General features: G+C 69.0%; 24 protein-coding genes and 1 pseudogene. 11 read left to right on the top strand and 14 right to left on the bottom strand.

The window, feature by feature from the left end:
• Window positions 1-153: 153 nt before the first annotated feature.
• The 4 genes from zwf to HEB94_RS18640 all read left to right on the top strand — a co-directional run bounded on the left by zwf (window position 154) and on the right by HEB94_RS18640 (window position 4,317).
• On the top strand, window positions 154-1,527 hold the full coding sequence (gene zwf, locus HEB94_RS18625; RefSeq protein WP_192751071.1) for a glucose-6-phosphate dehydrogenase: 1,374 nt from the start codon (window positions 154-156) through the stop codon (window positions 1,525-1,527).
• A 250-nt stretch (window positions 1,528-1,777) separates the two neighbouring features.
• Window positions 1,778-2,848, top strand: a complete 1,071-nt coding sequence (locus HEB94_RS18630) for an MASE1 domain-containing protein (RefSeq protein WP_337918534.1) — start codon at window positions 1,778-1,780, stop codon at window positions 2,846-2,848.
• 88 nt (window positions 2,849-2,936) lie between these two features.
• The gene (locus tag HEB94_RS18635; protein WP_192751073.1) at window positions 2,937-3,665 is read left to right on the top strand and encodes a flavodoxin family protein; all 729 of its coding nucleotides are present in this window, start codon (window positions 2,937-2,939) and stop codon (window positions 3,663-3,665) included.
• Between the two features lie 7 nt (window positions 3,666-3,672).
• Window positions 3,673-4,317, top strand: a complete 645-nt coding sequence (locus tag HEB94_RS18640) for an RraA family protein (protein WP_202896421.1) — start codon at window positions 3,673-3,675, stop codon at window positions 4,315-4,317.
• Between the two features lie 76 nt (window positions 4,318-4,393).
• On the opposite strand, the gene HEB94_RS18645 is transcribed toward HEB94_RS18640, so the two are convergent.
• The 4 genes and pseudogenes from HEB94_RS18645 to HEB94_RS18660 form a co-directional block, all read right to left on the bottom strand.
• The gene (locus tag HEB94_RS18645; RefSeq protein WP_192751075.1) at window positions 4,394-5,668 is read right to left on the bottom strand and encodes an alpha/beta hydrolase family protein; all 1,275 of its coding nucleotides are present in this window, start codon (window positions 5,666-5,668) and stop codon (window positions 4,394-4,396) included.
• Window positions 5,665-6,354, bottom strand: coding sequence for a hypothetical protein (locus tag HEB94_RS18650; protein ID WP_192751076.1), 690 nt, complete (start codon window positions 6,352-6,354; stop codon window positions 5,665-5,667). Before HEB94_RS18650 ends, HEB94_RS18645 begins: the two co-directional genes overlap by 4 nt.
• A pseudogene (locus HEB94_RS54620) lies at window positions 6,351-7,259 on the bottom strand (ABC transporter ATP-binding protein). The gene HEB94_RS18650 and the pseudogene HEB94_RS54620 overlap by 4 nt, the downstream one beginning before the upstream one ends.
• Entirely contained in the window at window positions 7,259-7,666 is a 408-nt protein-coding gene (locus HEB94_RS18660; RefSeq protein WP_202896423.1) for a GntR family transcriptional regulator, read from the bottom strand. The pseudogene HEB94_RS54620 and the gene HEB94_RS18660 overlap by 1 nt, the downstream one beginning before the upstream one ends.
• A 112-nt stretch (window positions 7,667-7,778) precedes the next feature.
• Between HEB94_RS18660 and HEB94_RS18665 the strand changes: the two genes are divergently transcribed.
• From HEB94_RS18665 to HEB94_RS18680, 4 genes are all read left to right on the top strand, one after another.
• Entirely contained in the window at window positions 7,779-8,705 is a 927-nt protein-coding gene (locus tag HEB94_RS18665) for a phosphotransferase (protein WP_192751077.1), read from the top strand.
• 218 nt (window positions 8,706-8,923) lie between these two features.
• A complete protein-coding gene (locus HEB94_RS18670) occupies window positions 8,924-10,204 on the top strand; it encodes a glycoside hydrolase family 140 protein (protein ID WP_192751078.1) in 1,281 nt (426 codons plus the stop codon).
• 72 nt (window positions 10,205-10,276) lie between these two features.
• Window positions 10,277-11,317 (top strand): LacI family DNA-binding transcriptional regulator, encoded by a 1,041-nt coding sequence (locus HEB94_RS18675; RefSeq protein ID WP_192751079.1) that lies wholly within the window; start codon window positions 10,277-10,279, stop codon window positions 11,315-11,317.
• Window positions 11,318-11,370: 53 nt separating this feature from the next.
• A complete protein-coding gene (locus tag HEB94_RS18680) occupies window positions 11,371-12,675 on the top strand; it encodes a family 16 glycosylhydrolase (protein ID WP_192751080.1) in 1,305 nt (434 codons plus the stop codon).
• On the opposite strand, the gene HEB94_RS18685 is transcribed toward HEB94_RS18680, so the two are convergent.
• A complete protein-coding gene (locus tag HEB94_RS18685) occupies window positions 12,672-13,430 on the bottom strand; it encodes a methyltransferase domain-containing protein (protein WP_238361566.1) in 759 nt (252 codons plus the stop codon). The genes HEB94_RS18680 and HEB94_RS18685 overlap by 4 nt on opposite strands.
• 28 nt (window positions 13,431-13,458) lie before the next feature.
• Between HEB94_RS18685 and HEB94_RS18690 the strand changes: the two genes are divergently transcribed.
• From HEB94_RS18690 to HEB94_RS18700, 3 genes are all read left to right on the top strand, one after another.
• On the top strand, window positions 13,459-13,878 hold the full coding sequence (locus HEB94_RS18690) for a MerR family transcriptional regulator (protein ID WP_192751081.1): 420 nt from the start codon (window positions 13,459-13,461) through the stop codon (window positions 13,876-13,878).
• Complete coding sequence (locus HEB94_RS18695) at window positions 13,875-14,558, top strand: formylglycine-generating enzyme family protein (RefSeq protein WP_337917785.1); 684 nt, start codon at window positions 13,875-13,877, stop codon at window positions 14,556-14,558. Before HEB94_RS18690 ends, HEB94_RS18695 begins: the two co-directional genes overlap by 4 nt.
• A 319-nt stretch (window positions 14,559-14,877) precedes the next feature.
• Window positions 14,878-15,336, top strand: a complete 459-nt coding sequence (locus HEB94_RS18700) for a class I SAM-dependent methyltransferase (RefSeq protein ID WP_192751082.1) — start codon at window positions 14,878-14,880, stop codon at window positions 15,334-15,336.
• 12 nt (window positions 15,337-15,348) lie between these two features.
• Here HEB94_RS18700 and HEB94_RS18705 read toward each other — a convergent pair whose 3' ends face one another.
• The 9 genes from HEB94_RS18705 to HEB94_RS18745 form a co-directional block, all read right to left on the bottom strand.
• Window positions 15,349-16,167 carry a DeoR/GlpR family DNA-binding transcription regulator gene (locus HEB94_RS18705; RefSeq protein ID WP_192751083.1) on the bottom strand — a complete coding sequence of 273 codons (819 nt, stop codon included), beginning with the start codon at window positions 16,165-16,167 and terminating at the stop codon, window positions 15,349-15,351.
• Between the two features lie 8 nt (window positions 16,168-16,175).
• Complete coding sequence (locus HEB94_RS18710) at window positions 16,176-17,003, bottom strand: carbohydrate ABC transporter permease (protein WP_192751084.1); 828 nt, start codon at window positions 17,001-17,003, stop codon at window positions 16,176-16,178.
• Window positions 17,000-17,962 carry a carbohydrate ABC transporter permease gene (locus tag HEB94_RS18715; protein WP_192751085.1) on the bottom strand — a complete coding sequence of 321 codons (963 nt, stop codon included), beginning with the start codon at window positions 17,960-17,962 and terminating at the stop codon, window positions 17,000-17,002. The genes HEB94_RS18710 and HEB94_RS18715 overlap by 4 nt, the downstream gene beginning before the upstream one ends.
• A gap of 71 nt (window positions 17,963-18,033) precedes the next feature.
• Complete coding sequence (locus tag HEB94_RS18720) at window positions 18,034-19,329, bottom strand: ABC transporter substrate-binding protein (RefSeq protein ID WP_192751086.1); 1,296 nt, start codon at window positions 19,327-19,329, stop codon at window positions 18,034-18,036.
• A 421-nt stretch (window positions 19,330-19,750) separates the two neighbouring features.
• On the bottom strand, window positions 19,751-20,164 hold the full coding sequence (locus HEB94_RS18725; RefSeq protein WP_337917786.1) for a VOC family protein: 414 nt from the start codon (window positions 20,162-20,164) through the stop codon (window positions 19,751-19,753).
• A gap of 40 nt (window positions 20,165-20,204) precedes the next feature.
• Window positions 20,205-21,443 (bottom strand): hypothetical protein, encoded by a 1,239-nt coding sequence (locus HEB94_RS18730; protein WP_192751087.1) that lies wholly within the window; start codon window positions 21,441-21,443, stop codon window positions 20,205-20,207.
• A gap of 149 nt (window positions 21,444-21,592) precedes the next feature.
• Complete coding sequence (locus HEB94_RS18735) at window positions 21,593-22,273, bottom strand: 2'-5' RNA ligase family protein (RefSeq protein WP_192751088.1); 681 nt, start codon at window positions 22,271-22,273, stop codon at window positions 21,593-21,595.
• Window positions 22,274-22,391: 118 nt separating this feature from the next.
• Entirely contained in the window at window positions 22,392-23,567 is a 1,176-nt protein-coding gene (locus HEB94_RS18740; protein WP_192751089.1) for a mandelate racemase/muconate lactonizing enzyme family protein, read from the bottom strand.
• Window positions 23,568-23,788: 221 nt separating this feature from the next.
• A complete protein-coding gene (locus HEB94_RS18745) occupies window positions 23,789-24,568 on the bottom strand; it encodes an SDR family NAD(P)-dependent oxidoreductase (RefSeq protein WP_192751090.1) in 780 nt (259 codons plus the stop codon).
• Window positions 24,569-24,599 lie beyond the last annotated feature (31 nt).

Here is a 24,599-nt window from a genome sequence, read left to right on the forward strand (position 1 = left end):
GACGAAGTATGCAGCGATCGATCGGGTTCGCGTCCCCGTTCGTGGCTTCACCCTCACCGGGTGGGACCTTCCACCCGTGGCGTCGCAGGCTGGAGACATCGGAGCCTGGGACGGGGCACGCTGGGTGCGGCGCCAAGCGGACGGATGGGACTTATGGGTGGACAGATCGACTCCATGGTCATCTTCGGTGCGACGGGCGACCTCGCGAAGCTGGAGACCTTCCCCGCGCTGGTCGGCCTGGTCGGGCGCGGGGTACTCGACGTGCCGATCATCGGAGTGGGTCGCAACGGTTGGGATCTCGCCAGATTTCGGGACTACGCCGTCCAGTCACTGCGCCTGGCCGACATCGACCCGCACGGTTCCGCCGCGGCGAGCATGCTGGGCCTGCTCGACTACGTGGACGGCGATCTCGGTGACCACACGACGTACAAACTCATCTCCGACAAACTCGGCCATCGCCACTCGACGTTGTTCTACCTCGAGGTTCCGCCCCAGCTGTTCGCACGAGTGGCCGAGGGAATCAGCGAGGTCGGCCGGGCCGACGGCGTGCGCATCATGGTCGAGAAACCGTTCGGCGCCGACCTCGCGAGTGCCCGCGAGCTCAACCAGACGATGCACCGGTTCTTCGAAGAGGACGACATCTTCCGGGTCGACCACTGGCTCGGCCTGGACCCGGTCGAGAACCTCCTCGTCGTCCGCTTCGAGAACGCCGTGATCGAACCACTTCTCAACCGGACCTACGTCGACAACATCCAGATCACCATGGCGGAGGCGTTCGACGTCTCTGACCGCGGGCGCTTCTACGACCAGACCGGCGCGATCCGTGACGTCCTGCAGAACCATCTGCTCCAGGTTCTCGCGACCACGATGGCCGATCCACCCTCCGGTGACCTCGACCTGTGGCCGGACTCCAAGGCCTCGCTGATCAAGTCGCTGCGGCCGTTTGGGCCCGAGCACACCGTGCGTGGCCAGTACGACGGCTACCGCAGCGTCGAGGGAGTGGCACCGACATCGACGGCGGAGACGTTCGTGGCGGTGCGCACGTTCTCCGACTCCTGGCGCTGGGCCGGCGTGCCCATTCTGATCCGGGCCGGCAAGTGCCTCCCGGTGACCGCGACGGACGTGACCATCTCCTTCCGGGAACCACCGGTTCGGGTGTTCGGCGTCACCCCACCGGAAGGTCTGAACAGACTGCGCTTCCGGGTCTGGCCGGAGACCGCGGTCGAACTGACCCTCGCCGGCAAGAAACCGGGCGCGGACGTCACGATCCAGCCGGAGGAACTCCGCTTCTCCGAGCAGCCGGGGTCGGACATCCGGCCGTACGACCGGCTGATCGGCGCGGCGATCGAGGGCGACCAGGGGCCCTTCGCGCGGGAGGATCTGGTCGAGGCGTCCTGGCGGGTCGTCGACTCCGTGCTCGGTGACGCCGTGTCCGTACGTGCGTATGCGCGGGGAACCTGGGGGCCCGCGGAGTCCGACGTCCTGCTCCCGCCCCGCCGGAACTGGTACGACCCGAAGGAAGAGTGACGGAAACCCAGGCCTACCCCAAACCGCGCCCTGCTCTGCGGCGGGTTTGTTTCCCGGGTCGTGCCAGAGTTAGCGTGACCCAGGGGAAGTTGCCCTAGTCGTACAGGTGCTCACGAGCGGGACCTCTGGAACTTCTGCCGAATCGGCGGTAGCAAGCGGAAATCCTCGCGGAAACACCCTGGTGATAGTTGTGGCGGATCGGGCAGTACTACGGCGTTGCGGTGTGGTTCTTCTTCAGAACCTCCTCACCGTGCTCGCCTACTTCGCGGTGGCCCAACCTGGCCTGGTCCAAAATATCGATTTGACCGGCCAGGCGCGCATATTGTTCCCTGCCGTCGGTCTGACACTCGCCGCTTTGTTGTTGCTGGGTTGGAGGGTCTGGCCTGGCACTGTCCTGGGTTCCCTCGCGGTATCCCTTTTCCTGCAGCGCTCGCCAGGGAGCGCGGCGCTGATCGCGCTCGCCACGTCGGTCGGACCGTCACTTGGATATCTTTTGATGCGCAGGATGCATTTCCGGTCCCAGCTGGACCGACCTCGAGATGCCGTGTCGTTGGTGGTGTTCGGTGCGGTGGTCGGGATGCTCGTCGGCTCGGTCCTTCGTACCGGTGCGATGGTGGCGACCGGGACGGCTGCCATGCAGAACTTCTGGTATCTGTTCGTCTCCACGTGGGTGAGTTCGATTCTCGGTGTCCTCGTCGTCACGCCGTTCCTCTTGGTGCTCAGAAGGTTGCACTGGCCACGGGGCGTGCGCCCGGTCAGGGTCGCCGAGATCACGGCAATCCTGGCGGCCACGGTCGTGTTGACGTTCGTGGTCTCCATGGTCAATCCCGGCAGGGAGATGCTCTTCCTGGTCTTCCCCGTGCTGATCTGGGCGGCGTGGCGCTTCCAACTGCCGGGAGCGACCCTCTGCACGCTGATCGTCTCGGGGATCGCGGTCTACTCGGTGCAGCAGTCCGGCCCCTTCGCTGATCACGACCTTCGCTACACCCTCCTCGTCGTCGAGGCGTTCATCGCATCGGCCTCGCTCGCCGCGCTTCTGCTCAGCGTGGCTGTGACCGAGCGCGACCGGGCACGCGACCAGATCCACGACGCCTCCGTCGAGCTCGTGCGCGCGGTGGAGCGACTCGAGGACAGCCTTCGACCACGAAGCGCTCCGCTCATCAGGCAACGGAGTAACCCCGACCCGGAAGGATCAAGCGAGGCCGAGGGAGCCGAGAGGAACGGCGTCACCGGTGCGGGCGGCGGGCCCGCTGGCGGCGGACTCGGGGGCGGCGGGCTCGGGGGCGGCAACACCGGCCGCCGGGGTTGGCGTACCGACTGAACGGGTAGGCGTTGAGGACGCTGTACACGCTGGGCTCTTCCGCGCCGGACATCTGATCCGGACATTCGCAGCGACAGGGGAGGCGGCGTTGGCGGGGCGCGAAGACGTCACGGCGCCGCGGTTCGACGGACTGCGTGCGTTGTACGTCAACGCCACCTTGAAACGCTCTCCCGAGATCAGCAACACCGACGGTCTGATCGACCTGGGCGCGGGCATCATGCGCCGGCACGGTGTCGAGGTGGAGATCGTCCGTGCTGTCGACGAGGAGATCGCGACGGGTGTGTGGCCGGACATGACCGAGCACGGATGGGCCCGCGACGTCTGGCCGGAGTTGTTCACCAGGGTGCTGAACGCCGACATTCTCGTGCTGTGCGGGCCGATCTGGCTCGGCGACAACAGTTCGGTGATGAAGCGGGTCATCGAGCGGCTCTACGGATGTTCGAGCCTGCTGAACGACAAGGGGCAGTCGATCTACTACGGCCGGGTCGCCGGATGCCTGATCACCGGAAACGAGGACGGGATCAAGCACTGCGCGATGAACGTCCTCTACAGCCTGCAGCATCTGGGGTACACGATCCCGCCGCAGGCCGACGCCGGCTGGGTGGGGGAGGCCGGTCCTGGTCCGTCCTATCTCGACCCGGGTTCGGGCGGCCCGGCCAACGACTTCACCAACCGCAACACCACGTTCATGTCCTACAACCTCATGCACCTGGCGCACCTGCTGAAGCAGGCCGGTGGTGTCCCGGCGTACGGCAACCAACGGGGTGAGTGGGCAGCGGGACACCAACCTGACTTCGAGAACCCCGAACACCGGTAGGGGAATGATGGGCGACGTCGACCGTACGGCAGTGCTGGAAGGGCTCAGTTGCGCGTCGCTCGTCGACGCGATGGGTCGGATCCACTCCCACCGCGCGCACATCTCGTCGATGGTCAGCCCGGACCCGACGCGCCGGCTCTTCGGCCCGGCGGCGACGCTCGCCTTCCTGCCGACGCGTGACGACCTGCCGGAGGCCGATCTCGGCTTCGCCACGTTGTTCTACGAGGCGGTCGGGGACCAGCCGGCGGGCCAGGTGCTGGTGCTCGCCAGCGGTGGCTACCCGGACGTCTCCCACGCGGGTGGCACCAAGCTGTCCAGGGTGGAACACCAGCGGCTCGCCGGTGTGTTGGCCGACGGCAGGCTCCGCGACTTCGAGGAGCTCCGCGGCTACGGCTTCGCCACCTGGTGTCGTGGGGAGGCGACCCACTGGGGTGGAGACACCGTGATGCCGTACGCCGCCGGGGTGGCGGTGGAGATCGGCGGCGTGACCGTCGTTCCGGGCGACTACATCTACGCCGACAGCACCGGTGCCGTGGTCCTCCCGGCCGCGAGCCTTGAGCGGGTCCTCGCCGAGGCACGCAAGGTCGAGGAGGAGGACGCGCACGAAGGGGTCCAGATCCGATCCGAGGACCCCGCCTCCTTCCGCCGCTGACCGACCGATTGGTCGCGCTGGCTCGGCACGCCGGCTCGTCACCCTGGCACGGCGTCAAGGCTTCGTTGACGTGTCGTCAGTCGAAGGTGAGTTCCGGGTTCTGGGGCGTTGGACCGTCCAGCAGCGGTGGGACCGGGTGACCGAGCAGGTGGGCGTCGAAGAACGCCACCAGAAGGGACCGCGTGAGCTCCGTCGCACGGACGTTGTCACCCGCGCCGAAGTTGAACCGGAACGTCTTCTCCGAGGTACGTCGGTCCACCCCGGCCGGCCGGGCCCACAGACCGAGGTCGGCGAAGGAGTAGTGGCCGGCCCCGGCGACGGTGACCAGCCGGTGCCATCCGCGCAGAGCGGGCAGGAAGGTCCGCCAGGACGGGTCGATCTCGGTGGTGTGCTGCGGCTGGCGTACGACGAGGAACGGTCGGTCCAACCCCTTGCCGGCAACCGGTCCGGCGACGAGTCCGTCGAGGTTGACGCCGGCACGGAACCGGTCGTCGGCGTCCATCGCGCCCGCCGCCGTCGCGCCACCGAGTGAGTGTCCGAGGATTCCGAGCCGGTCCAGGTCGATCCGGCCGGGCAGTCCGTCGGGGACGTTTCCGGCTACTCCGATCCGCTGCGCCGTGGCGCCCGCGTCGGCGCTCTGGTCCAACCCGTCGACCCGGCCCAGTGCGGCGACCACCGCGCGCACGTCGCCCACCCGTACGGCGACCTGCTCGACGACCGCCGGGCCGGTGAGGTCCTCGGGCTCGATGTCGTCCGGCAGTTCCGGCTTGGTCCGGGCGACCAACTCCCCGTCCGGGAGCGAACCCTCGATGGCGTCACCGAGGTGGTCCACCGCGACGACGAGGTAGCCGTGACTCGCGAGGTCCTCGGTCAGTGCGGTGCTGTCGGTGCGGTTGCCGCCGTCTCCGGGTGAGAAGACGAGGACGGGCAGGCGTCCGGCGCCCGCGCGGACCGGCGCGGCCTCGGTCGCGTGGGCGCGTACTCGGGTCAGGCTCTCTGGCGCGAAGCCGTAGCGCTGGGCCGCGTGCCGTGCGACGTTTTGATGTGCCCACGGGGCGGGCCTGCCGGCGGCCTCGGCGGGATACCAGAGTTGGACCGCGAGATCGCGGTCGCTGCCCGCCTGCCAGGGATCCGGCCGGCCGGCCCCGTCGAGGGACCACGCCACCGTGCCGACGGCGTACGGGCCGGTGGGAGCGGGCAGCTTCGCGGTGAACCGGGCGGGCTTGCGGGCCTCCACGCCGTTCGCTGTGGCTTCCGCGTCGGCGACGGTACTGACCGCGGCCGATGCCAGGGCCAGGGCGAGGACGGCGAGCAGCGCAGGCCGGGCCAGGCGGGATCGCAGACGGGTCATGAGGTCCTCTCCAGGAGTGCGGGCCGACGACGCGGCGTCCGATGCAGGAGGCCGAGGGTGAGCAGCGTGCCGATCAGCGCGAGGACGCTGAGCGCGGCCAGTGCCGTGGCGGTGCTGAGCTGGAGCGCCCAGAAGTCCTCCCGCCAGGTCCGGGGAACCCACCGCGGCAGTCCCGTGTCCAGGACGAACTGGGTGGCCATCCACCCGACCGCGGTGACGGCCACCGCTCCGATCGTCCGTCGTGTCAGCGCACCCGCGAGCATCCCGAGCGACACCATCCAGACCACTCGGGCGTACGGCACCGCGCCGGCGGTCCCGAGTCCGTCGAGCGGTGGTGGCAGGACAAGCGGCGAGGCACCCTCGGCCACCACGATGGTCACCGCGTGGACGGCGGCGGTGGCGGCGAGGGCGACGACCAGCGCGACAAAGTAGCGCTCGGCCAGCCACCGGATGCGCGTTACGCCCTGGGTCCAGGCCATCCGGTGGGTCCCGTGCTCGAACTCCTGCGCGAGCAGGGGAGCGCCGAGCAGCGCCCCGACGAACAACGACAGGTAGATCGACAGGCTCCTGGTCATGCCGCCCATCTCTTCGGTGCGTTCGAGGAACGCCAGGGCGGTGAAGCCGACGGTCACCGCAGCCAGACCGAAACTGACCGCGCGGATCTGTCGCCAGGCGACCCAGGTCATCGTGAGTCCTCCGTACGGATCAGGGTGGGTCGGGTCAGGGACGTCGCCTCCGGCGCGCGGAGGTAGGCGAGGACGATGTCGGAGAGCGCCGGTGTCCGGACCGCCCAGCGGGGGTCGCTCGGGGGCCGCGCCGCCCGCCACAACAAGGAGGCGTGGTCGCCTCGGCGCGAGGCGTGCACGACCGTGCCCGCGCTCGGCAACGCGGCGATCAGATCGGCGGGTCCGGAGAGGGCATGGTGCCTGGACCGCACGTCGTCCAGCTCGCCGGCCACCTGTACCCGGCCCTCGCCGAGGACGACGAGGTGGTCGCAGGTCTCTTCGAGTTCGGCCACGACGTGGGACGACAGGACGACCGTCATCCCCGTCTCCGCGGTCAGTGCCATCAGGTCGGCCATCACCTCGTGCCGGCGCAACGGGTCGAGGTCGGCGAGCGGCTCGTCGAGCACGATCAGGTCGGGGCACTTGGCCATCGCGAGCGTGATGGCGACCTGCGAACGCTGACCTCCGGAGAGCCGGCGGACCTTACGGTCGAGCGGGATGCCGAGGCCGCGCAGCCGTTCGTCCGCGAACTCCTGGGATCAGCGGGAGTTCAGGTAGCTGCCCATCCGCACGGTCTCGGCGACGGTGAATCCGCCGTACAGCGGCTTGTCCTGAGCGAGGAACGCGACCCGGTCGAGAGTCTCCGGGTCACCGCCGGGCTCCCGGCCGAAGACGCGGACCTCGCCCTGGTCGGGGCGGAGCAGGCCGACGAGCAGGTGCAGCAAGGTGGTCTTGCCGGCCCCGTTCGGGCCGATCAGTCCGACGACACGGCCCGGGGGCAGTGCCAGGGAGCAGTCGCGTAACGCCTGGACGCGGCCGTGCCGGTAGCTCACGCCGGTCATCGCGACGGCGGGCAGGTCGTTCATCACGCCACCCCGCTTCGGTCGGGGTAGGTCGTGTGGACGGCCGTGGCCACCAACGCGAGGACGTCGTCGGCGCTCAGCCCGGCGGCCCTGGCGCGTCCGACCCAGGCGTCGAGTTCGTCGCGCAGGACGGGGTGATCGGGGACGGCCGGTCGTGCCAACCCGGCGCGGACGAAGGTGCCCCGGCCGGGCTGCGCCTCGACCAGGCCGGCGTGCTCCAGCTCGCGGTAGGCCTTGAGCACGGTGTTGGGGTTGATCGCGAGCTGCGCGGACGCCTCCTTGACGGTGGGCAGCCGGTCGCCGGGGTGGAGGGCACCGACCCGGAGAGCGTGCGTGACCTGATGGACGAGTTGCAGGTAGGTCGGGACGCCGGCGTGGCGGTCCAGGTAGAACTCCAGCACGCCGCTCATCTTAACTATCTACAGTGTTAGTGCAATAGGTAATTCCGACGACCGGTCACCGCGGCACCCGGTCAGGCGCAAATGACTTGCGCATCCGAGGAGGTGTCGCCACACTCCCCGGGTGGTGGAGAGCCTGTACGTCGACGGCCGCGCGGGAATCGACGCGGGGCTGGTGAAGCGCCTGATCGCGGCGCAGTTCCCGCGGTGGAGCGACCTTCCGGTGGCGCCGGTCGCGGTGGACGGGTGGGACAACCGCACCTACCGCCTCGGAGACGACATGACGGTGCGGCTCCCGACCGCCGAGGGCTACACGCCGGCGGTCGAGAAGGAGCACCGGTGGCTGCCGGTCCTCGCGCCCGCGCTGCCCGTTCCGATCCCGGTGCCGCTGGCTCTGGGCGCCCCGGGCGAGGGATACCCGTTCCAGTGGTCGGTGCGGCGCTGGCTCGACGGTGAGGCCTCGCGCCTCGACCGCATCGACGACCTGCCGGGATTCGCCACCGCGGTCGCGGAGTTCCTCCTCGCCCTGCAGCGCGCGGACGCGACCGGCGGCCCGCTCGCCGGCGCGCACAGCTTCCATCGCGGTGCTCCGCCTGCCTTCTACGACGAGGAGACCCGGAAGGCACTCAGCGCCCTTGACGGTCGCGTCGACACCGCCCGGGCGCTGGCGGTGTGGGAGGCCGCTCTCGCGGCCGAGTGGCGGGGGTCCCCGGTGTGGTTCCACGGCGACGTCGCGAGCGGCAACCTGCTGGTCCGGGACGGCCGGCTGGCCGCCGTCATCGACTTCGGAACCTCCGGCGTCGGTGATCCCTCCTGTGACCTGGTGCTCGCCTGGACGATGTTCGAGGGCGCGAGCCGGGAGGCCTTCCGCGCCACCGTCGGCCAGGACGCCGGGATGTGGGCACGGGCCGGCGGCTGGGCGCTGTGGAAGGCCCTGATCGTGTGGGCCGGGGAGCTCGACCGCGACGAGGGGAACGTGGACGAGGAGAAGGTGGCCGTCAACAGCCGGGTGGTCGACGAGGTCCTGGCCGACCACGATCTCGCCGGCTGACCTTCGGGCGACGCGCGGCCGGGCGACCACGTCGAGGGCCGACCACGTCGAGGCCCGGGCCAGTTCGGCCGAAGCCGGTCTCGTCCGAGACGACGTACTCCGTCCTCGCCCGGTTAGGCGTTAGCCTTGATCGACCGGTCATGAACCGGTTCAACGTCACGTGCGACCTCAACCGCCTCGTCGATTCGTCCTCGACGCCGTCCCGATGGAGCCGCCGCATGCCTCGTCTGACCGTCGACCCGTCGGGAACGCACCTCCTCCTCGACGGCAGCTTCTTCCCGCTCGTCATCGACACCGCGTGGAGCAGCTTCGCCGACCCGAGCGAGGACGAGTGGCGCCTCTACCTCTCGACCCGACGCCGGCAGGGGTTCACCAGCGTTCTCATCTCGGTGCTGCCGATCCTGCACGACCGGGACGAGCGGCCGGGCGCACGTGAGCCGTTCGCGCTCGACGCCGACGGCCGCCACGACTTCTCCCGCCTCGACGACGCGTTCTTCGCGACGGCACGGGAGTTCACCCGGATCGCGCACGAGGAGTTCGGCCTGCGCCTGATGATCGGCGTGCTCTGGAACAACTACCTCGCCGGAACCTGGGGCGCCCGCCGGACACCGCACGCGGTGATGTCGGACGAGGCACGGCAGGCCTATCTCGAACGCGTGGCCGACACATTCGGTGACCTGGAGCCGATCCTCGTGGTCGGCGGGGACGACAACTACACCGTGCCAGGCGCGAACGCGAGCTATCTCGAGGCGCTGGAGTATCTCCGCAAGGCCACGCCCAACTGCCTCTTCACGACGCATTCCGCGCCGAACGCCGTACTCCCCGACGACCTCGCCGACGGGCTGGACTTCTTCGTCCACCAGTCCGGGCACAACGTCGAGAACCAGGAGCTGACCTGGCGGCAGGCGGCACCGTACCTCGCGCACGAGCCGCGCAAGCCGGTCGTCAACGCCGAACCGCCCTACGAGCAACACGGCAAGGTCAAGGGATACGGCCGTTGGAGCCGCGAGGACGTTCGCCAGGCGAACTGGACCAGCGTGCTCGCCGGAGCCTCGGCAGGTATCGGTTACGGCGCGCACGGCATGTGGATGTGGCACTCACCGAGTGGCATCTTCCAGGCGAGCGGTTCGTCCCTGGAGCCCTACCACTGGCCGGAGGCGCTCGCCCTCCCCGGCGCCCTCGACATCTCCCTCCTGGCGCGGTTGCTCGCCGACCACCGCCTCTACCGCCTCGAACCCGCGCAGGACCTGCTCGCGGACAGCGCGGCAGAGCAGTTCCGGCTCGGCGCGAGCCCCGACCGCGCACTTGTCGCGCTCTACCAGCCCTACAGCCGGGAGGCGGAGGTGCTGCTCGACCTGTCGACCTACCGCATCGTCGGCTGGGACCTCGCCGAACGCGCCCCCCTCACCGTCGACCCCGTCGTGACCGACGGGCGGACCCGCTTCCGCCAGGTCACCAGCCTGGCCGACCAGCTCGTCATCGCCGAGCGCCGACCCTGAGCCGCAAGCCTGCCTTGACAGGGCAGACGAGTGTGCCCGCGTCGCTTTCGTCCGATCGGGAGGTGTGGGTCGATGAGTGAGGGGTCGGGACGGCGAAAGGCGGTCCGGATCAGCGACGTCGCGGCGGCTGCCGGCGTGAGCAAGGCACTCGTGTCGTACGCGCTCAACGACCGCCCGGGGGTCAAGGAGTCGACCCGCGCACGCATCGTCGAGACCGCTCGCACCATGGGGTGGACGCCGAGCCTGCGGGCGCGCTCACTGTCGGTGTCGCGCGCGTACGCGATCGGGCTGGTCTTCCAGAAGTCACCTGAGGCGCTCGCGAGCGACCAGTACTTCACCAGCCTCATGGCCGGTCTGCAAAGCGTTCTGTCGACATCGCAGTACTCCCTCGTGACCGAGGTCGTCGACACACCCGAGGCCGAGAGCGCGGCCTACCGGCGGCTGGCCCGCGACGGGCGGGTGGACGGCATGGTCGTCGTCGATCTGCGCCGCGACGACGCGCGCTTCGCCCTCGTCCGGGAGGCCGGCCTCGCCTTCGCGAGCCTCGGCCGGCCGCCAGGCCCGACCACGATGCCCGTCCTGGTCTACGACGAGGAACCCGCGATCACCGACGTGGTCGACCACCTGGTCTCGCTGGGACACCGCAGGATCGCCCAGGTGGTCGGCCCGCAGGGCAACGCCTCCGCCCAGGTTCGGCGCGAGCTGTACCAGCGACTCTTCCGCGCCCGAGGGATCGACGACTCGCACTGGATCGAGAGTGACTACACCGCCGCCGGCGGACGGGCGGCGACGGCACGACTTCTGGACGCCGAGGCGCACCCGACGGCGATCGTGTACTCCAACGACCTCATGGCGGTCGCGGGCATGAGCGCGGCCATCTCGCGCGGCCTGCGGGTGCCCGGTGACATCTCGATCGTGGGATGGGACGACATCACCCTCTCGCAGTACCTCCACCCCGCGCTGTCGACGGTGAGCCAGCATCCCTTCGACGACGGTCGTATCGCGGCGAGGCTGCTTCTCGAGGCGATCGGAGGTCGCGAGTTCGTCGAGCCGGTGCGAACCCCCGATCCGGTGTTCGTGCCGCGTGAGTCGAGTGGGCCGGCACCGCTCTGAGCGTCGAAGAACTGCATCGCGATCAGCGTGAACACAACCTGGAGGGGCGTGCGATGAGGCCGATACGAAGGCGCGACATCATCAAGGGACTTGGAGTTGGTGGGCTCGGGGTCGGTCTCGGCACCGGTGCGCTGGGCTCCACCGGTTGGGCGGCGACGACCGGCGCGTCGACCGGAGCCGCCTCGGCGGCGCGGGCTGTCGACCCGCTCCCCGTCTCCGATCCGACCAACGCGGGCGGCTGGACGCTCAACCCCGCGTTCAGCGACGAGTTCGACGGCGACGAACTGGACCTTCGGAAGTGGTACAACTTCCACACCCACTGGGAGGGTCGTTCTCCGTCGTACTTCGAGCCCACGAACGTCACCGTCGGCGACGGACACGCGGTGATTCCGTTCCGGAACGTCAACGAGGTGCTCAACCCAAGTTTCGAGGAGGGGCTCACCTCGTCGTGGGACATCTCCGCGTCCGGGGCCAGGAGCGTCGCGGACGGAAACTTCAGCCCCAGAGTCCTCCGGCTCGACGCGGGCGCCTGGGCGCGACAGACGATCGGCACGCTCCGGCCGGGGACCCGCTACCGGCTGACCGCCTACGCGAGGGTCGCGAACGGCGGGACCGGAGTGTTGCGGCTCGCGGACTACGGCGGCCGTGCCCGGGACGTCGCTCTCAGGGGCCAGAACTTCGGGGTCGTGGAGCTCACCTTCCTCACCGGGCCGGACGCCACCTCGGCCACGGTGTCGGTGGAGAACACCGCGTCCACCGGAAGCCTCGACGTGACCATGGTCGCGATCGTCGAGGTACGCCGGGAGGACCCGCCGGTGGGCAGCTACTTCAGCACCGGCGTCATCCAGTCCAGGTCCGAAGCCCACTACGGTTACTACGAGGTTCGCGTGCGGGTCGCGGACTCCTCCTCGACCTCGTCGTTCTGGTTCCAGGGCTCGGAGTCGGAGATCGACGTGGTGGAGGCCATCGGCGCGTCGACACTTGATCCGAGTATGGGCACGAAGATGCCGATGAACCTGCACTACTTTCCCGGCGGATGGCAGAACGACCAGGCCTTCCCCGTCACCTACGACACCGGTGTGCGCCTCGCGGACGGCTTCCACGTCTTCGGTCTCGACTGGCAGGCGGACGCGATCAGGTTCTACTTCGACGGGCGTCTCGTCCGGACCCAGGAGAACCTGCACTGGCACGAGCCGGAGTACCTGTTCCTGGACAGTGAAGCCTTCCTCTGGTGCCTCGCCCAGCCAGCTGCCGAGCCAGTTCCAGATCGACTATGTGCGGGCGTGGCTGAAGTCGTCGTGAGTCCTGCCCTGGAACGTGGTCCGGGTGATCCGCGTGGTCCGGTTGTCACGTCCTAGGCCCGGCGAGCCGACGCCACGAAGAGCGGCAGCGCGAGGAACAGGCGGTGGGAGTACGCCCGCTCGGTCTGCTCGGTCTTCCAGGCGTCGGCCTGCTCCGGCGTGATCGCACCGACCGAGTGGGCGGTGTCGGCGAGGCCGACGAGCATGGGAAGCATCACGCTGTCGGTGAAGACCGGCGTGTGAACCTCGGCGGTGACATCCACGAAGCCCACGTCCAGAAGCAGGTTGCGGTAGCCGCGAGCGCTTCGTGGGCTGGGAATGGTGTTCGACCGGGCGCGCATGATCTCCCGGGTGAGCTCGGGATCCGCCGAGTCGATCACGAAGCTGTCCCAGTCCTGGCCGAGCAGGACGATCCGTCCCTCCGGTGCGAGCACCCGGCGGGCTTCGCCGACCGCCCGCTTCGGGTCGTGGAGTTCGTGGAAGACCTTGTCCGCTCGGTACCCGGCCACCTGGCCGTCCGCGAAGGGCAGGTCGTAGGCGCTGCCGAGCCGCAGGTCCGCCGTCGACGAACGACGTCTAGCGATGGCGATCATCTGGTCGCTGACGTCGACACCGACCGCGGCCGCTCCGCGTTCGGTCAGCTCCGCGACGGCTCGTCCGGCCCCACAACCCACGTCCACCGCGACCGCGCCGGAAGTCAGGTGCAGCAGGTCGTAGGAACGGGCGCGCAGCGCGGCCGCGCCGGGAAGCGCCTCGACCGCCTCGAGAACGCGGACGAGGGCTTCGGCGTCTGATGTCTGCTCCATGGACATGCGCCTCATGGTCTGACTTAATGTCGACATGAAGTCAACCGGTGAGATGAGCATCGGGGAGATCGCTGAGCGCTTCGGCCTCGCCACCCACGTACTCCGGCACTGGGAGTCGATGGGGCTGCTGTCACCGGCTCGGGCGGAGGGTCGCTGGCGCGTCTACGGCGAGGGGGACGTCTACCGCGTCGCGATCATCCTGCGCGCCCGCGACGCGGGACTGAGTCTGGAGCGGATCCGCGAGATGGTCACCGCCCAGGACCCGGCGGTCCGCGCCGAGGTCCTGCAGGGCCAGCTGTCCGAACTGCGGGCCCGGCTCGCCCGCATCCAGGCCTCGATCGATCTTCTCGAATGCGCGCTGAGCTGCGACCACGACGACTTCACCCAGTGCGCGCACTTCCAGGCGGATCTGGCCGAGCGGGTCTCCGGCATCGGCTGGAGCGCCGTCCAGTGAACGCGGACGTCAGGCCCGAGATGGTCGCCCTCGCACCGGGCCAGGTGCTGCTCTCGGATCGACGGACGCAGCGGACCTGGCCGGTCGAGGTCGCGGCCTACCACCTGTCGGCCGTCCCGATCACCCAGTTCGTGTACGCCGAGATCACCGGGCAACGGCCGAGCAACGCCCTGGGTGATCGGCTGCCGGTCGAGGGCGTCTCGTGGTGGGACACGATCCGGTTCTGCAACGCCCTGTCCCTTCGCGAGGGGCTGACACCGGCGTACAGCCTGCACACCGCCGACGACACGGTCGAGTGGGACGCCTCCGCCGACGGCTACCGGCTGCCGACCGAGGCCGAGTGGGAGTACGCCTGCCGGGCGGGTTCCACCGGACCGAGGTACGGCCCGCTCGACGAGATCGCGTGGTATCGCGGCAACTCCGACGGGCGGATGCACGACGTGGGCGGCAAGGAGCCGAACGCGTGGGGGCTCTACGACATGTTGGGCAACGTGTGGGACTGGTGTTGGGACGTCTACGACGCGGAGGTCTACGGCCCGTATCGCGTACTCCGCGGCGGCGGATGGTTCGACGAGCACTGGAGCTGCCGGGCATCCGTACGGCGGCGCAGCCACCCGACCCTGCGGATCGAGGACGTGGGATTCCGGGTGGCGCGTTCGGTGGCGCCCGCTACGCCGTGATGTCCCTGCGCATCTGGATCTGCACGGGACGGCAACCCCCACTCGTCCGCGTGGTCGAGCGGCACCGATAATCGCTCGGCCTCGAGCCTGGCCTCTGCTAGCTTCGACGCCACAACCGCACATGCCCTTCAGAAGGTCACGCACCGGTTCCGCACAGCGGTTCTCGGTCGCGGTAGCTCAGGCAGCTTCGGCTAAGAGCGTCTGAAGTCATCAAACCTCGAGCCGGCCAGCAGGCCGGTTCCGACGCGATGACTTTGGGCGCTTTTCCATTTCCGCCGGGGCGCCGCTCGCCTCGGCCACACAGGCAGGGGCGAGGCAGATGGCGAACGAGAAGCAGTTCCGAGCCCGCACGCGGATCGTCGCGACCCGAAGCGTGGCGGAGTATCGAGCGACCATCCCCGCGCTGGTCGACCGCGACGATGTCGTTCTCGAGGTGGGCTGTGAATGGGGGACGACCACGCAGGTTCTCGCCCGCCACGCCCGTCAGGTCCTCGGGACGGACATCAGTCCCCGTTGTGTGGAGCGGGCCACGAAGATGCGCCCGGATCTGGACTTCCGGGTGCTGGACGCGTTCGACGTCCGGTCGGTTCTGGACCTTCCCCAACAATTCAGCAAGGTCTACATGGATCTGTCGGGCCTGTCGGGATATCGAGGGCTGCTTGACCTGATGGCGCTGGTCAACACCTATGCCGCCGTCGTCGGACCCGACACGGTGGTGGTGAAGAGCGGCGCCCTGAAGCACTTCGCGCAGCGCTGCACGCCGTGGCCGGGGCGATGAGTTCGACCGCGGTCACGGCGTACGGTGGGCGCCGCCGACCCGGTCCGCGGGGTCGACCAGGACGACCCGGGCGACGCGGTCCTCGAGGGCGGCGCGCGCCTCCACCGTCAGGCCGATGTCGCTGACGACGATCCGGGCCTCCTCGAGTTGCGCGAAGGTCGCGAGTCCGGCGCGTCCCCACTTGGCGCTGTCCACCAACACGACCAACTCACGGGCTCCCGCGACGAATGCGCGGTTGGTCGCCGCCTCCAGCAGGTTGGGGGTACGGAACCCGCCGGCCGCACTCATCCCGTGCGCGCCCAGGAACGTGCGCTCGACATGCAGGCCCTGCAGGGCGGTCACCGCGATCGGACCGGCGAGTGCGTCGGAGGGGGTTCGCGTACCTCCCGTCACGATCACCGTCTGGTCGGGTCGGCCGAAGTGGTGAAGGACGTCGCTCACCGGCAGGGAGTTCGTGACGACGGTCAGGCCCGCGACACCGGCGAGGTGCTGTGCGAGCAGCATCGCCGTCGTACCTCCCCCGATGGCGATGGCACTGCCGGGTTCGACGAGCCGGGCGGCGGCCGCCGCGATGGCGTTCTTCTCGCGGTGGTGGGTCGTCGAGGCCGGCGGGCGGAACCAGCGTTCGCCGAAGTCGCGCGGCGGGGAGGACGCGGTTGACGCCGCACCGCCGTGCACCTTGACGACGATCGCCTTGTTGGCAAGGGCTTCGAGGTCACGGCGGACGGTCATGTCCGACACGCCGAAACGGGCCGCCAGGTCGACCACCCGGACGACACCGTGCACCCGGACGAGCTCGGCTATCTCGGCCTGTCGCTGTTGGGCGAGCATGCCGCAGCCTATTCCAGCCCGGTCCCGACGATCCCTCGGACGAACCACCGTTGTGCCAGCAGGAACGCGATGACGACGGGAATGATGCTGATCACCGCCGCGGCCAGGCCGATGTTGGGAGTGATGGTGGACAGCTGACCCCTCGCCAGCGGCGCGAGGGCGACGGGCATCACCTGGAGCTTCGGATCAGGTGCCACGATCAACGGCCAGATGTACATGTTCCAGGCGTTGAGGAACGTGATCGAGGAGAACGCCGCGACCGCCGGCCTGGACAGCGGTACGACGATGGTCATGAGGACCCGGAACCAGCCCGCCCCGTCGATGCGTGCGGCCTCGATGAGACCCGGCGGAAGGTTCACGAAGAACTGCCGGAACAGCAGCGTCGAGAACGCCGTCGATCCCGCGATCGGCAGGATCATGCCGGCGTAGGTGTTCACGATCCCGAGCTCGCGGGTCACGATGTACAGCGGGATGATGGCGACGTTGTTCGGCAGGAACATCGGGACGACGAACAACACCATCACCGCGATCGCACCCCGGAAGGGGATCTTCGCCAGGGCGAAGCCGGCCGGGAGACCCAGGACGAGCTGGAGCACGACCACGCCGAGTGCGAAGACGAAGGAGTTCAGGATCGTTCGGCCGGTGAGATAGCTGTAGGCCTCGCCGTAGTTGGAGAACGACAACGAGGGCGGCAGGAAGTGCGGCGGATACGCACCCACGTCCTCAGCCGACATCAACGACGCCGACAGGAGATACAGCAGGGGTGCGATCATGACCAGGCCGAACACGATGATCGCGGTGTAGCGGACGACCTTCGCGGCTGTGGCGGGTCTCATCGTGCTCTCCGTAGGCTCACGAGGCGGTTGGTCAGGCGAAGCCCGCCGGCGACCACGACGATGATCAGGAACTGCACCATCGAAAGCGCGGCGGCATAACCGACGTCGGCTTGTTCGAACGCGACCTTGTAGATGTAGAGCGAGAGTGCCTCGGTGCTGCCCAACGGGCCGCCATCGGTCATGATGAGCGACACCTCGAACGGCGCGCCCATGAAGTTCACGAACTGCAGGGCGAGGACGAGCAGGGTGCCCGTCGAGACGTTCGGCCAGGTGATGCGCCACAGCCGCGCCCACATACCGGCGCCGTCGATCTTGGCCGCCTCGTAGACACTCTCCGGAATCCGCTGCAGCGCGGCGAGGTAGAGGATGATGACGATCGGCAGGGCGAGCCAGATCAGCATGAGAGTCAGGGCCGGTAGCGCCCACGTCGTGTCGACCAGCCACGCGGGTCCCTGGATCCCCACCTTGCTGAGAACGAGGTTGATCACGCCGACGCCCGGTTGGTACAGCCACGACCACAGGACCGCGGAGACGGCGGCGGACACGACGACCGGCATGAAGTAGGCGACCCGGATGACTCCGACGCCACGCAGGTTGGTGTTGACGAGCACGGCCAGCATGAAGCCGATGAGGACGGTCGGAACGACGCCCAGCACCAGATAGACGATGGTGTTCTTCAACGCCACGAGCATCTCGGGATCGTGGACCAGTTGGAGGTAGTTCGCGGCGCCCACGAAGCGGGGCGGGTCGAACATGTTCCAGTCGTAGAAGCCGAGCACGATTCCGGTGACCGTCGGCACCACGATGAACAGGCAGTAGAGCGCGACGTTCGGGGTCAGGAAGGCCGCAGCGGCCAGCAGGTCACGCGCCCGGTTCCGCTGGTGCCACGGAGGTGGGCCGGTGACCGGAGGGCTGCCTGGTCGGCCGGTCGGGTCGGTGCGCGTCGCGGTCACTGCCATGGTCTGCTCTCCGATGTCTGGCCGGACCCGCGCGGGCGCGAAGTCCGGACGTCTCGGTCGGGAGATGGCACTCAGCGGCTGTCGAGTGCGTCGTTGACCTTCCGCTCCGCCTCCTGGAAGGCCTCACTCACCGGAACACCGCGCAGGACGACCTTCTGCGTCGCCTCCTGCACGCTGTTCTCCAGTACGGCCTGGGCTCGGCGGGGAAGAGCGGGTGCGAGTACGGCGGCCTTGGCGTCCTCGTCGAACACGTCGATGTTGTGCGGGGGCCCGGGCAGGTCACGCCAGACGCCCTCAGCGAGCCCGACGCTGGTCGGCGGGACCGCCTGGTAGGTCTGCTCCAGGAACCGCATGCCGCCGTCGGGCCGGTAGAACCAGGTCAGGAACTCCCACGCGACCTCCTTGCGCAGCGAGGTCGTGGTCATCGACAGGCCGTAGCTTCCACCGCCCACCGGACGCTTTCCGTCGACGAGTGGGATCGGCGCGACGTCCCAGGGATCCTTGAGTTGGTCGCGGATCGTCGGCACGTTGCCGCGTACGCCGATCTGCATGGCGACCTTGCCGCTCTCGAAGTTCGGGGCGGCGCCGGAGGTCGCGATCCCGTACGACGCGTACGTTCCGTCGGTGTAGGGGGTGAGAATCCGCTCCCACGCCTTGACCGCCTCCGGCGAGCCGATCCTGCTCTGGTTGGTCTCGCCGTCGTAGACGAAGCTGCCGTACAGATGGATCATCGGGTTGTAGACGGCCTGCCAGGGATCGCCGTTGACCATGCCGTAGAACTTCCCGGCGCCGGCCTCGGTGATGGTCCTGGCCGCCGCGTTCATGTCGTCCCACGTCCACGCGTCCGTCGGCAGGTCGACGCCCGCCTCCTGGAAGAGGTGCTCGTTGTAGAACAGCACGGTGGCGTCCGCGCTGACCGGCATGCCGTGGATCTCTTCCGGGCTGGACAGTGGCCGGTACTGACCGAGGAACTCCGGCAGGATGTCGTCCTCGGTGAGTTCCCCGCCCCGGGCGAACCACGGGCGCAGATCCTCGGTCACCCGCGCGTCGGCGAGTTGGTTGATCAGGGTGTCGACGTTCTCGACGATGTCGGGAAGTTGCTCGCCGAGCCGGGCCGTGACCAGCCGTTGGGTCCAGGAGCCGGCCTCGTCGGGAATGGTCTGGACCTCGATCGTGAGGTCGGTGTTCACCTTCTCGTAGGCGGCGGCGATCTGTCGCATCTGCGCGACGAAGTGTCCGGCCACCGCGATGACCAGGTGGTGGGGGTCGTCCCGTGCGGGCCCCGAGGCGCAGCCGCCCGCCACCATGGACATGACGATCAACAGGAGGAGTGCCGCCAACGGCCCACGGCGTGAACGCTTCGACATCAGCGCACCGTCTCTCACGTTCGTATAGCACCGAGATCGCACAGGCACGAACAGAAAGTTCCGTCAGGGTGGCGCGCGAGTCGGGTCCCGTCAAGAGAGTGTCGGCACTGGAGACACCAGGGCCTGGCCGCTCGCGGACAAAGGGTCCGGGCGGGAGGATGTCGCGTCGGCGCTGGGATCAGCGTCGCGTGAGGGTGTGCGTTCGCGTGTGAACGCGGTGGAGTATGTCGAGGAGCGTCGACATGTGTGCGGAGTTTCCATCTCCGGTCGGGCGGCGGCGCGTGTCGGCGCCGGGCGTGCGTTCGAGGATCAACGCCTGCTCAGGTGCCGTTCGCGCCGCCGCCTCGGACGGGGGCGTACCGCGTCCGGGTAGGTGTGTCGGGTGATCGGGTACGGATCGGATCGAACGGGGAGACGCGTCCTAGCTCTCCTCGCTGATGTTGACCATCCAGGTGATGCCGAACCCGTCCACACAGGCGCCGTACTCGTCGCCCCACATCTGCTTCTCCAGCGGTTGCGAGACGGTGCCGCTCTCGGACAGCTTCTTCCAGTAACCGCGCAGCTCCTCAGCAGCGGTTCCGCTCAGGCTGATGGTGATGTTGTCGCTGGTGTCGTCCTCCATCCCGGGCGGGGTGTCGCCGGCCATGATCGTGTAGCCGCTGTCGGTCTCCAGCAGGCTGTGCATGACCTGGTCGGCGATCTCGGCGTGGCTGGAGTCGAACTCGCCGAAGGTGCTGATCGTCAGCTTGCCGCCGAAGACCTGCTGGTAGAACTCCATGGCTTCGCGAGCGTCGCCCTGGAACATGATGTAGGGGTTGAGGCGAGAGGTGGTCACTGTTCCTCCTTGAACGTGACGAGAGGTCAGGCCCCGCACACTAGACCTCGACGGCCGGATCTGGACATCGACGCGGCCGAGCGAGGTGTCCACGACCACGTGCCGTTTCCCGCCCGGCCACCTGCCGCGGCCACCAGCGCAGGATCCCCGGTTCGGAAACGCCCATGAACCCGCCCTGCGGACCGGTCCGCAGCCAGGCGATTCCCTCGTTGGCACCGGTTGTCTCGTCGGGGTTCCAGAAGCCGTACGCCGTCGGCGTTTCGGCGGCGAGCGCGCGGATGAGGTCGTCGCCGGTCAGAGTCGGGTCCGCCTCGTACCGGATCCAGTGCCTCGCCGTACTCACCAGCAGCGATCCGTCCACGAGGTCGGCCGCGGTGGGCTGCCAGTTGACGCCCGCCGGTGGTCGCAGTCGGGCCACCGGAACCGCGTCGACGGCACCGCCGCCGACCTGGGCCGGAAGCCGGAGCACCTGGCCGACCGTGAGCGGCCCGCCAGCCGCGACGTTCTTGACGATCAGGTAGAGCGAGCCGTGGAGCGCGAGCAGCGACTCGCAGTTGCCCTGCGGGCCGGTGTGGTCGGGGTTGGTCCAGTACGTCAGAAGCCCGTCGAGGGTCACCTCGGCGTCGAGGTACGGGTTCGGTTCGGCGCACCGCCACAGGCGTCCGGCGTGGGCGCCGAAGTTGTTGTTGCCGATGTCGCCGCACCAGAGCATGTCCGGACCGCCGTCGGACGCCGGCGCGAGCGCGATGTCCTCCGACACCATCCGCGGCACGGTGCCGTCAGCGTCGCGCATCGGGACGTAGCGGAGGTAGCCGCCTCCGTAGACGGACGGTACGCCGGTCGGCCAACGCAACAGCCGGCCGCTCAGCGGGTTGAACCGTACGGCGTACAGCGCGTTGCGGTACCGCGAGCGGACCGGCTCCGGCTGGTCGAACTGGTAGCCGTCCCGGATGATCCACAGCACGCCCGGGTAGCGCCGGCTCGCCACGGCACCGCTGGCCTCCACCAGGTTGGGGCCCTGGTAGACCCCGCCCACGATCTCGGGGAAGTCGGCGTTTCCGAAGGAGATGGGCAACCTGACGATTCCGTCATGGTTCGGCTCGACGCCGGCCGCCGCACCAGACGTCGTGCCAGACGTCGTGCCAGAGGTAGCGCGGGAGGTCGTCGCCCAGGCGGGCGCGCCGGTGAGCGGGGACACGGCGACCCCGGCCGTGGCGCCGGCCGCGACGCCGAGGAGGCGCAGGACACTACGACGAGTGGGCTGATGATGGGCGGGCACGCGGCCTCCAGAAGCTCAGGTCATCGATACGACCTCGAGCGTCCCGATCATGGAGGGCCATGCCCTGACCGCGAGGCGGCCGAGGGCGGAACTGCGTGTAAAGGGCCGGCACGCGGGACGTGGGGCTGGCGCAGCGCTTCCGCGACGCCTCAGCCGGCGCAGAGGGATACGAGGTCGAGGGTGGTGGCTCGCATCCGCATGCCGTCCCAGGACCACCGCACCACCTCGACGTCGGAGAACCGGAGCGTCCCGACGTCCAGGTCGGCCCGCGCATCGCACCAGGCGACGACGTCCGCGGGACAGGACACGGGTGCGGCGAAGTGGACGAGGTTGGCGTACCAGTCGCGCTGTGGCGGTCCGTCCGCCGTCTCGTCGCTTCGGAGGGCTTCCCACAACCGGAGGCGCAGCAGGTCGGCGGTCTCCTCGACGGGTTCACCCAGCACTGCGACACCACGAGGGTGCGGACTCAGCCCACGAAGACGCAGGTGGAAAGGGATCAGCCCGACGACCGCCGCCGCCAGCGCCTGCCGGTAGCGGGACAGCCGGGGATCGTCCTCCCCGATGACGCGACGGTGTGGTTCGAACGTGCGGATCGTGAGGTGGACTTCGGTCGCGCCGTGCATCCAGTGACCCGGGCCGGCGACGGCGGACGCCCGGTCGGCGAGGTCGACGAGGGACGCCAGAACGGCCCCGGTCGGGCGGAGGAGTGCCGTGAGACCCCAGCGGCCTCCGTCCTCCGGCGGGGTGTCGAGCGCGACCTGGCCGGCCGCCAACGCCGCCCTGCCCCTCGCGCGGAGTTCGCTGGAACGGATACCGACGCCCTCGACCATCCGGCGATGATGGCACACGCCGCGCGGCGAGGGTCTACGACAGACGACCGCGCGGCGGAACGCATCCGCCGCGCGGTCGTGGTCGAGCGTCCCGGGCCGAGACGAGGTCGGCGACGGACTACCAGTCGGAGACCGAGTTGTCGTCGCGGCGCAGGATGTGCAGGCCTGCCATCTGGTAGGGGTTGGCGAGCGCCGCCTCGTCGTCGAGTTCGACACCGAGACCGGGGGAGCCACCGCTGTAGAGGTTGCCACCCTCGAGCCGCATGTCGGTCTTCACGATGTCGGCGAGGATCTCCGGCCGCCACGTGAGTTCCTGGACGGCGAACAGCGGGGTGGACAGGTCGAAGTGCAGGCACGCGGCCGTCGACACCGGGCCGAGCGGGTTGTGCGGGACCTGCTCGATGTAGTGGGCCTCACACCAGCCGGCGACCTTGCGCGCCTCGGTGAGACCGCCACAGATACACAGGTCGACCCGGCAGTAGTCCATCAGGTCCTGCTCGATCAGGTCGCGCCAGTCCCATTTGCTGGGCAACTGCTCACCGGTCGCGATCGGAACCGAAATGTGCTGACGGAGATAAGCGAACTCGGCGGGATTCTCGGCCCGCAGCGGGTCCTCGACGAAGAAAGGCCGCATCGGCTGGAGTTCACGGGCCAGCTGAATGGCATAGGGCGGAGTGGTGCGCTGGTGGAAGTCGACGGCGATCTCGATTTCCGGTCCGACCGCGTCTCGCAGCGCGCCGAACGCCTCGACCGTCCAGCGCACCGCACGAGCCTGTTCGTACACGCCGGCTCGGTTCTCGTTGCTGCCCTCACCGACGCCGAACCGGATGAACTCCCAACCCTCCTGGACCTGCTTCTTGGCGTATTCGACCATCGCGTCGATACCGCCCCGCGGGCCCTCGCCGCCGGCCCGCTGCACGTGGCAGTAACAACGGGCGTAATCGCGGGTAAGGCCGCCCAACAGGTCGTAGACGGGAACTCCGAGCGCCTTTCCACGCAGGTCCCACAGGGCGATGTCGATGGCGGCCACCGCAGCTGAGTGCACGTGTCCGCCACGGAAGAAGTGCCCACGCCACAGGGTCTGCCAGATGTGTTCGATCCGGGACGGGTCCATTCCCCGCAGAATTGGTGCGAAGCTTTCGACCATGCCCTGGACGGCGAGTTCTCGGCCGGTGACGCCGGCCTCACCGAGTCCGGTCAGTCCTTCGTCGGTGTAGATCTTGACGAACGTGTAGTTGCGGGACGGGCGCTCACGGTCGTGGACCAGGAAGGTCTTGACATCCGTGATCTTCATTCGTCTCCCTAGGACAGATTGTGGAGCGAGACTGTGGTCTCGGCGGCGTACGCAATGGCCTCATCGCCCCGGCCCATCGCGCGCGAGATCATCGCCGAGCGGAGCCACTGGTAATGCCGCCCGCGGCATGATCCTAGTACTGCCACCACAGGTCGTAATCGCGCGCGAGAGCCTTGTGGCGCGAAGCGGCCACCGCCGCCGGACGGCTGGTCAGCGCGACGTCAGGCCGACAGGCCGCCGTCGACCATGAAGGTCGCGCCGGTGACGTAGGACGCCTCGTCACTGCCGAGGAACAGGATGCTGTAACCGATCTCGCGGGGATCGGCCTGCCGCTTCAGCAGCGTCGGCGTGCCGGCACCGAGCTTGGCGCGCGCCTCCTCGAGGGACTCACCGGTGGCCTGCGCCCTCCTGCGTACGTGGAACATCGTCAGCGTCGGACCGGGGCAGACGGCGTTGACCCGGACACCGTCGTCCGCGTGGTCGTGCGCCATGGACCGGGTCAGGGCAAGGACCGCGGCCTTGGTCGCGTCGTACTGCGCCATCCCTCCCCGCCCCGAGATCGCGTTCGCCGAGGAGACGTTGACGATGCTGCCGCCGCCGCCGCCCCGCCGCATCTCGGGGACGGCGTACTTCGAGCAGTACGCGACCTGCAGCAGGTTGCCGCGCAGGATGGTGTCCCAGGACTCGGCGTCGGCCTCGGTGATGGGTCCGTACACGCGGACCCCGGCGACGTTCGCGAGGACGTCGAGCCGACCGAACCTGCCAGCCGTCTCGGTGACCACCCGCTTCGCCTCGGCCTCCTCGTCCAGTCGCGCGGCGAGGGCGAGGACCCGTTCGCCGCTGGGGTCGATCTCCTCGGCAGCTCGCTTCGCCTCGGCGCCGTCGACGTCGACGACCGCGACCGACGCGCCTTCCTCCCAGAACAGTTGGGCGGCGGCCTGGCCGATGCCGCCACCGCCACCGGTCACCAGAGCGACCTTGCCCGTCATACGTCCAGTCATCGAGTCGTCCTCCCAGCTCGTCGGTACCGCT

The sequence above is a fragment of the Actinopolymorpha pittospori genome (assembly GCF_014873875.1).
In the GTDB taxonomy this organism is placed as follows: domain Bacteria; phylum Actinomycetota; class Actinomycetes; order Propionibacteriales; family Actinopolymorphaceae; genus Actinopolymorpha; species Actinopolymorpha pittospori.

Excerpts from the sequence above, each read along its gene's own strand:
- HEB94_RS18640 (WP_202896421.1), top strand. The coding sequence starts at position 3,673 with ATGGGCGACGTCGACCGTACGGCAGTGCTGGAAGGGCTCAGTTGCGCG.
- HEB94_RS18710 (WP_192751084.1), bottom strand. The coding sequence starts at position 17,003 with ATGAGACCCGCCACAGCCGCGAAGGTCGTCCGCTACACCGCGATCATC.
- HEB94_RS18685 (WP_238361566.1), bottom strand. The coding sequence starts at position 13,430 with ATGTCCATGGAGCAGACATCAGACGCCGAAGCCCTCGTCCGCGTTCTC.
- HEB94_RS18735 (WP_192751088.1), bottom strand. The coding sequence starts at position 22,273 with ATGGTCGAGGGCGTCGGTATCCGTTCCAGCGAACTCCGCGCGAGGGGC.
- HEB94_RS18740 (WP_192751089.1), bottom strand. The coding sequence starts at position 23,567 with ATGAAGATCACGGATGTCAAGACCTTCCTGGTCCACGACCGTGAGCGC.
- HEB94_RS18680 (WP_192751080.1), top strand. The coding sequence starts at position 11,371 with ATGAGGCCGATACGAAGGCGCGACATCATCAAGGGACTTGGAGTTGGT.
- HEB94_RS18705 (WP_192751083.1), bottom strand. The coding sequence starts at position 16,167 with ATGCTCGCCCAACAGCGACAGGCCGAGATAGCCGAGCTCGTCCGGGTG.
- HEB94_RS18720 (WP_192751086.1), bottom strand. The coding sequence starts at position 19,329 with ATGTCGAAGCGTTCACGCCGTGGGCCGTTGGCGGCACTCCTCCTGTTG.
- HEB94_RS18650 (WP_192751076.1), bottom strand. The coding sequence starts at position 6,354 with ATGACCTGGGTCGCCTGGCGACAGATCCGCGCGGTCAGTTTCGGTCTG.
- HEB94_RS18715 (WP_192751085.1), bottom strand. The coding sequence starts at position 17,962 with ATGGCAGTGACCGCGACGCGCACCGACCCGACCGGCCGACCAGGCAGC.
- HEB94_RS18660 (WP_202896423.1), bottom strand. The coding sequence starts at position 7,666 with ATGAGCGGCGTGCTGGAGTTCTACCTGGACCGCCACGCCGGCGTCCCG.
- HEB94_RS18645 (WP_192751075.1), bottom strand. The coding sequence starts at position 5,668 with ATGACCCGTCTGCGATCCCGCCTGGCCCGGCCTGCGCTGCTCGCCGTC.
- HEB94_RS18745 (WP_192751090.1), bottom strand. The coding sequence starts at position 24,568 with ATGACTGGACGTATGACGGGCAAGGTCGCTCTGGTGACCGGTGGCGGT.
- HEB94_RS18675 (WP_192751079.1), top strand. The coding sequence starts at position 10,277 with ATGAGTGAGGGGTCGGGACGGCGAAAGGCGGTCCGGATCAGCGACGTC.
- HEB94_RS18670 (WP_192751078.1), top strand. The coding sequence starts at position 8,924 with ATGCCTCGTCTGACCGTCGACCCGTCGGGAACGCACCTCCTCCTCGAC.
- zwf (WP_192751071.1), top strand. The coding sequence starts at position 154 with ATGGGTGGACAGATCGACTCCATGGTCATCTTCGGTGCGACGGGCGAC.
- HEB94_RS18690 (WP_192751081.1), top strand. The coding sequence starts at position 13,459 with ATGAAGTCAACCGGTGAGATGAGCATCGGGGAGATCGCTGAGCGCTTC.
- HEB94_RS18700 (WP_192751082.1), top strand. The coding sequence starts at position 14,878 with ATGGCGAACGAGAAGCAGTTCCGAGCCCGCACGCGGATCGTCGCGACC.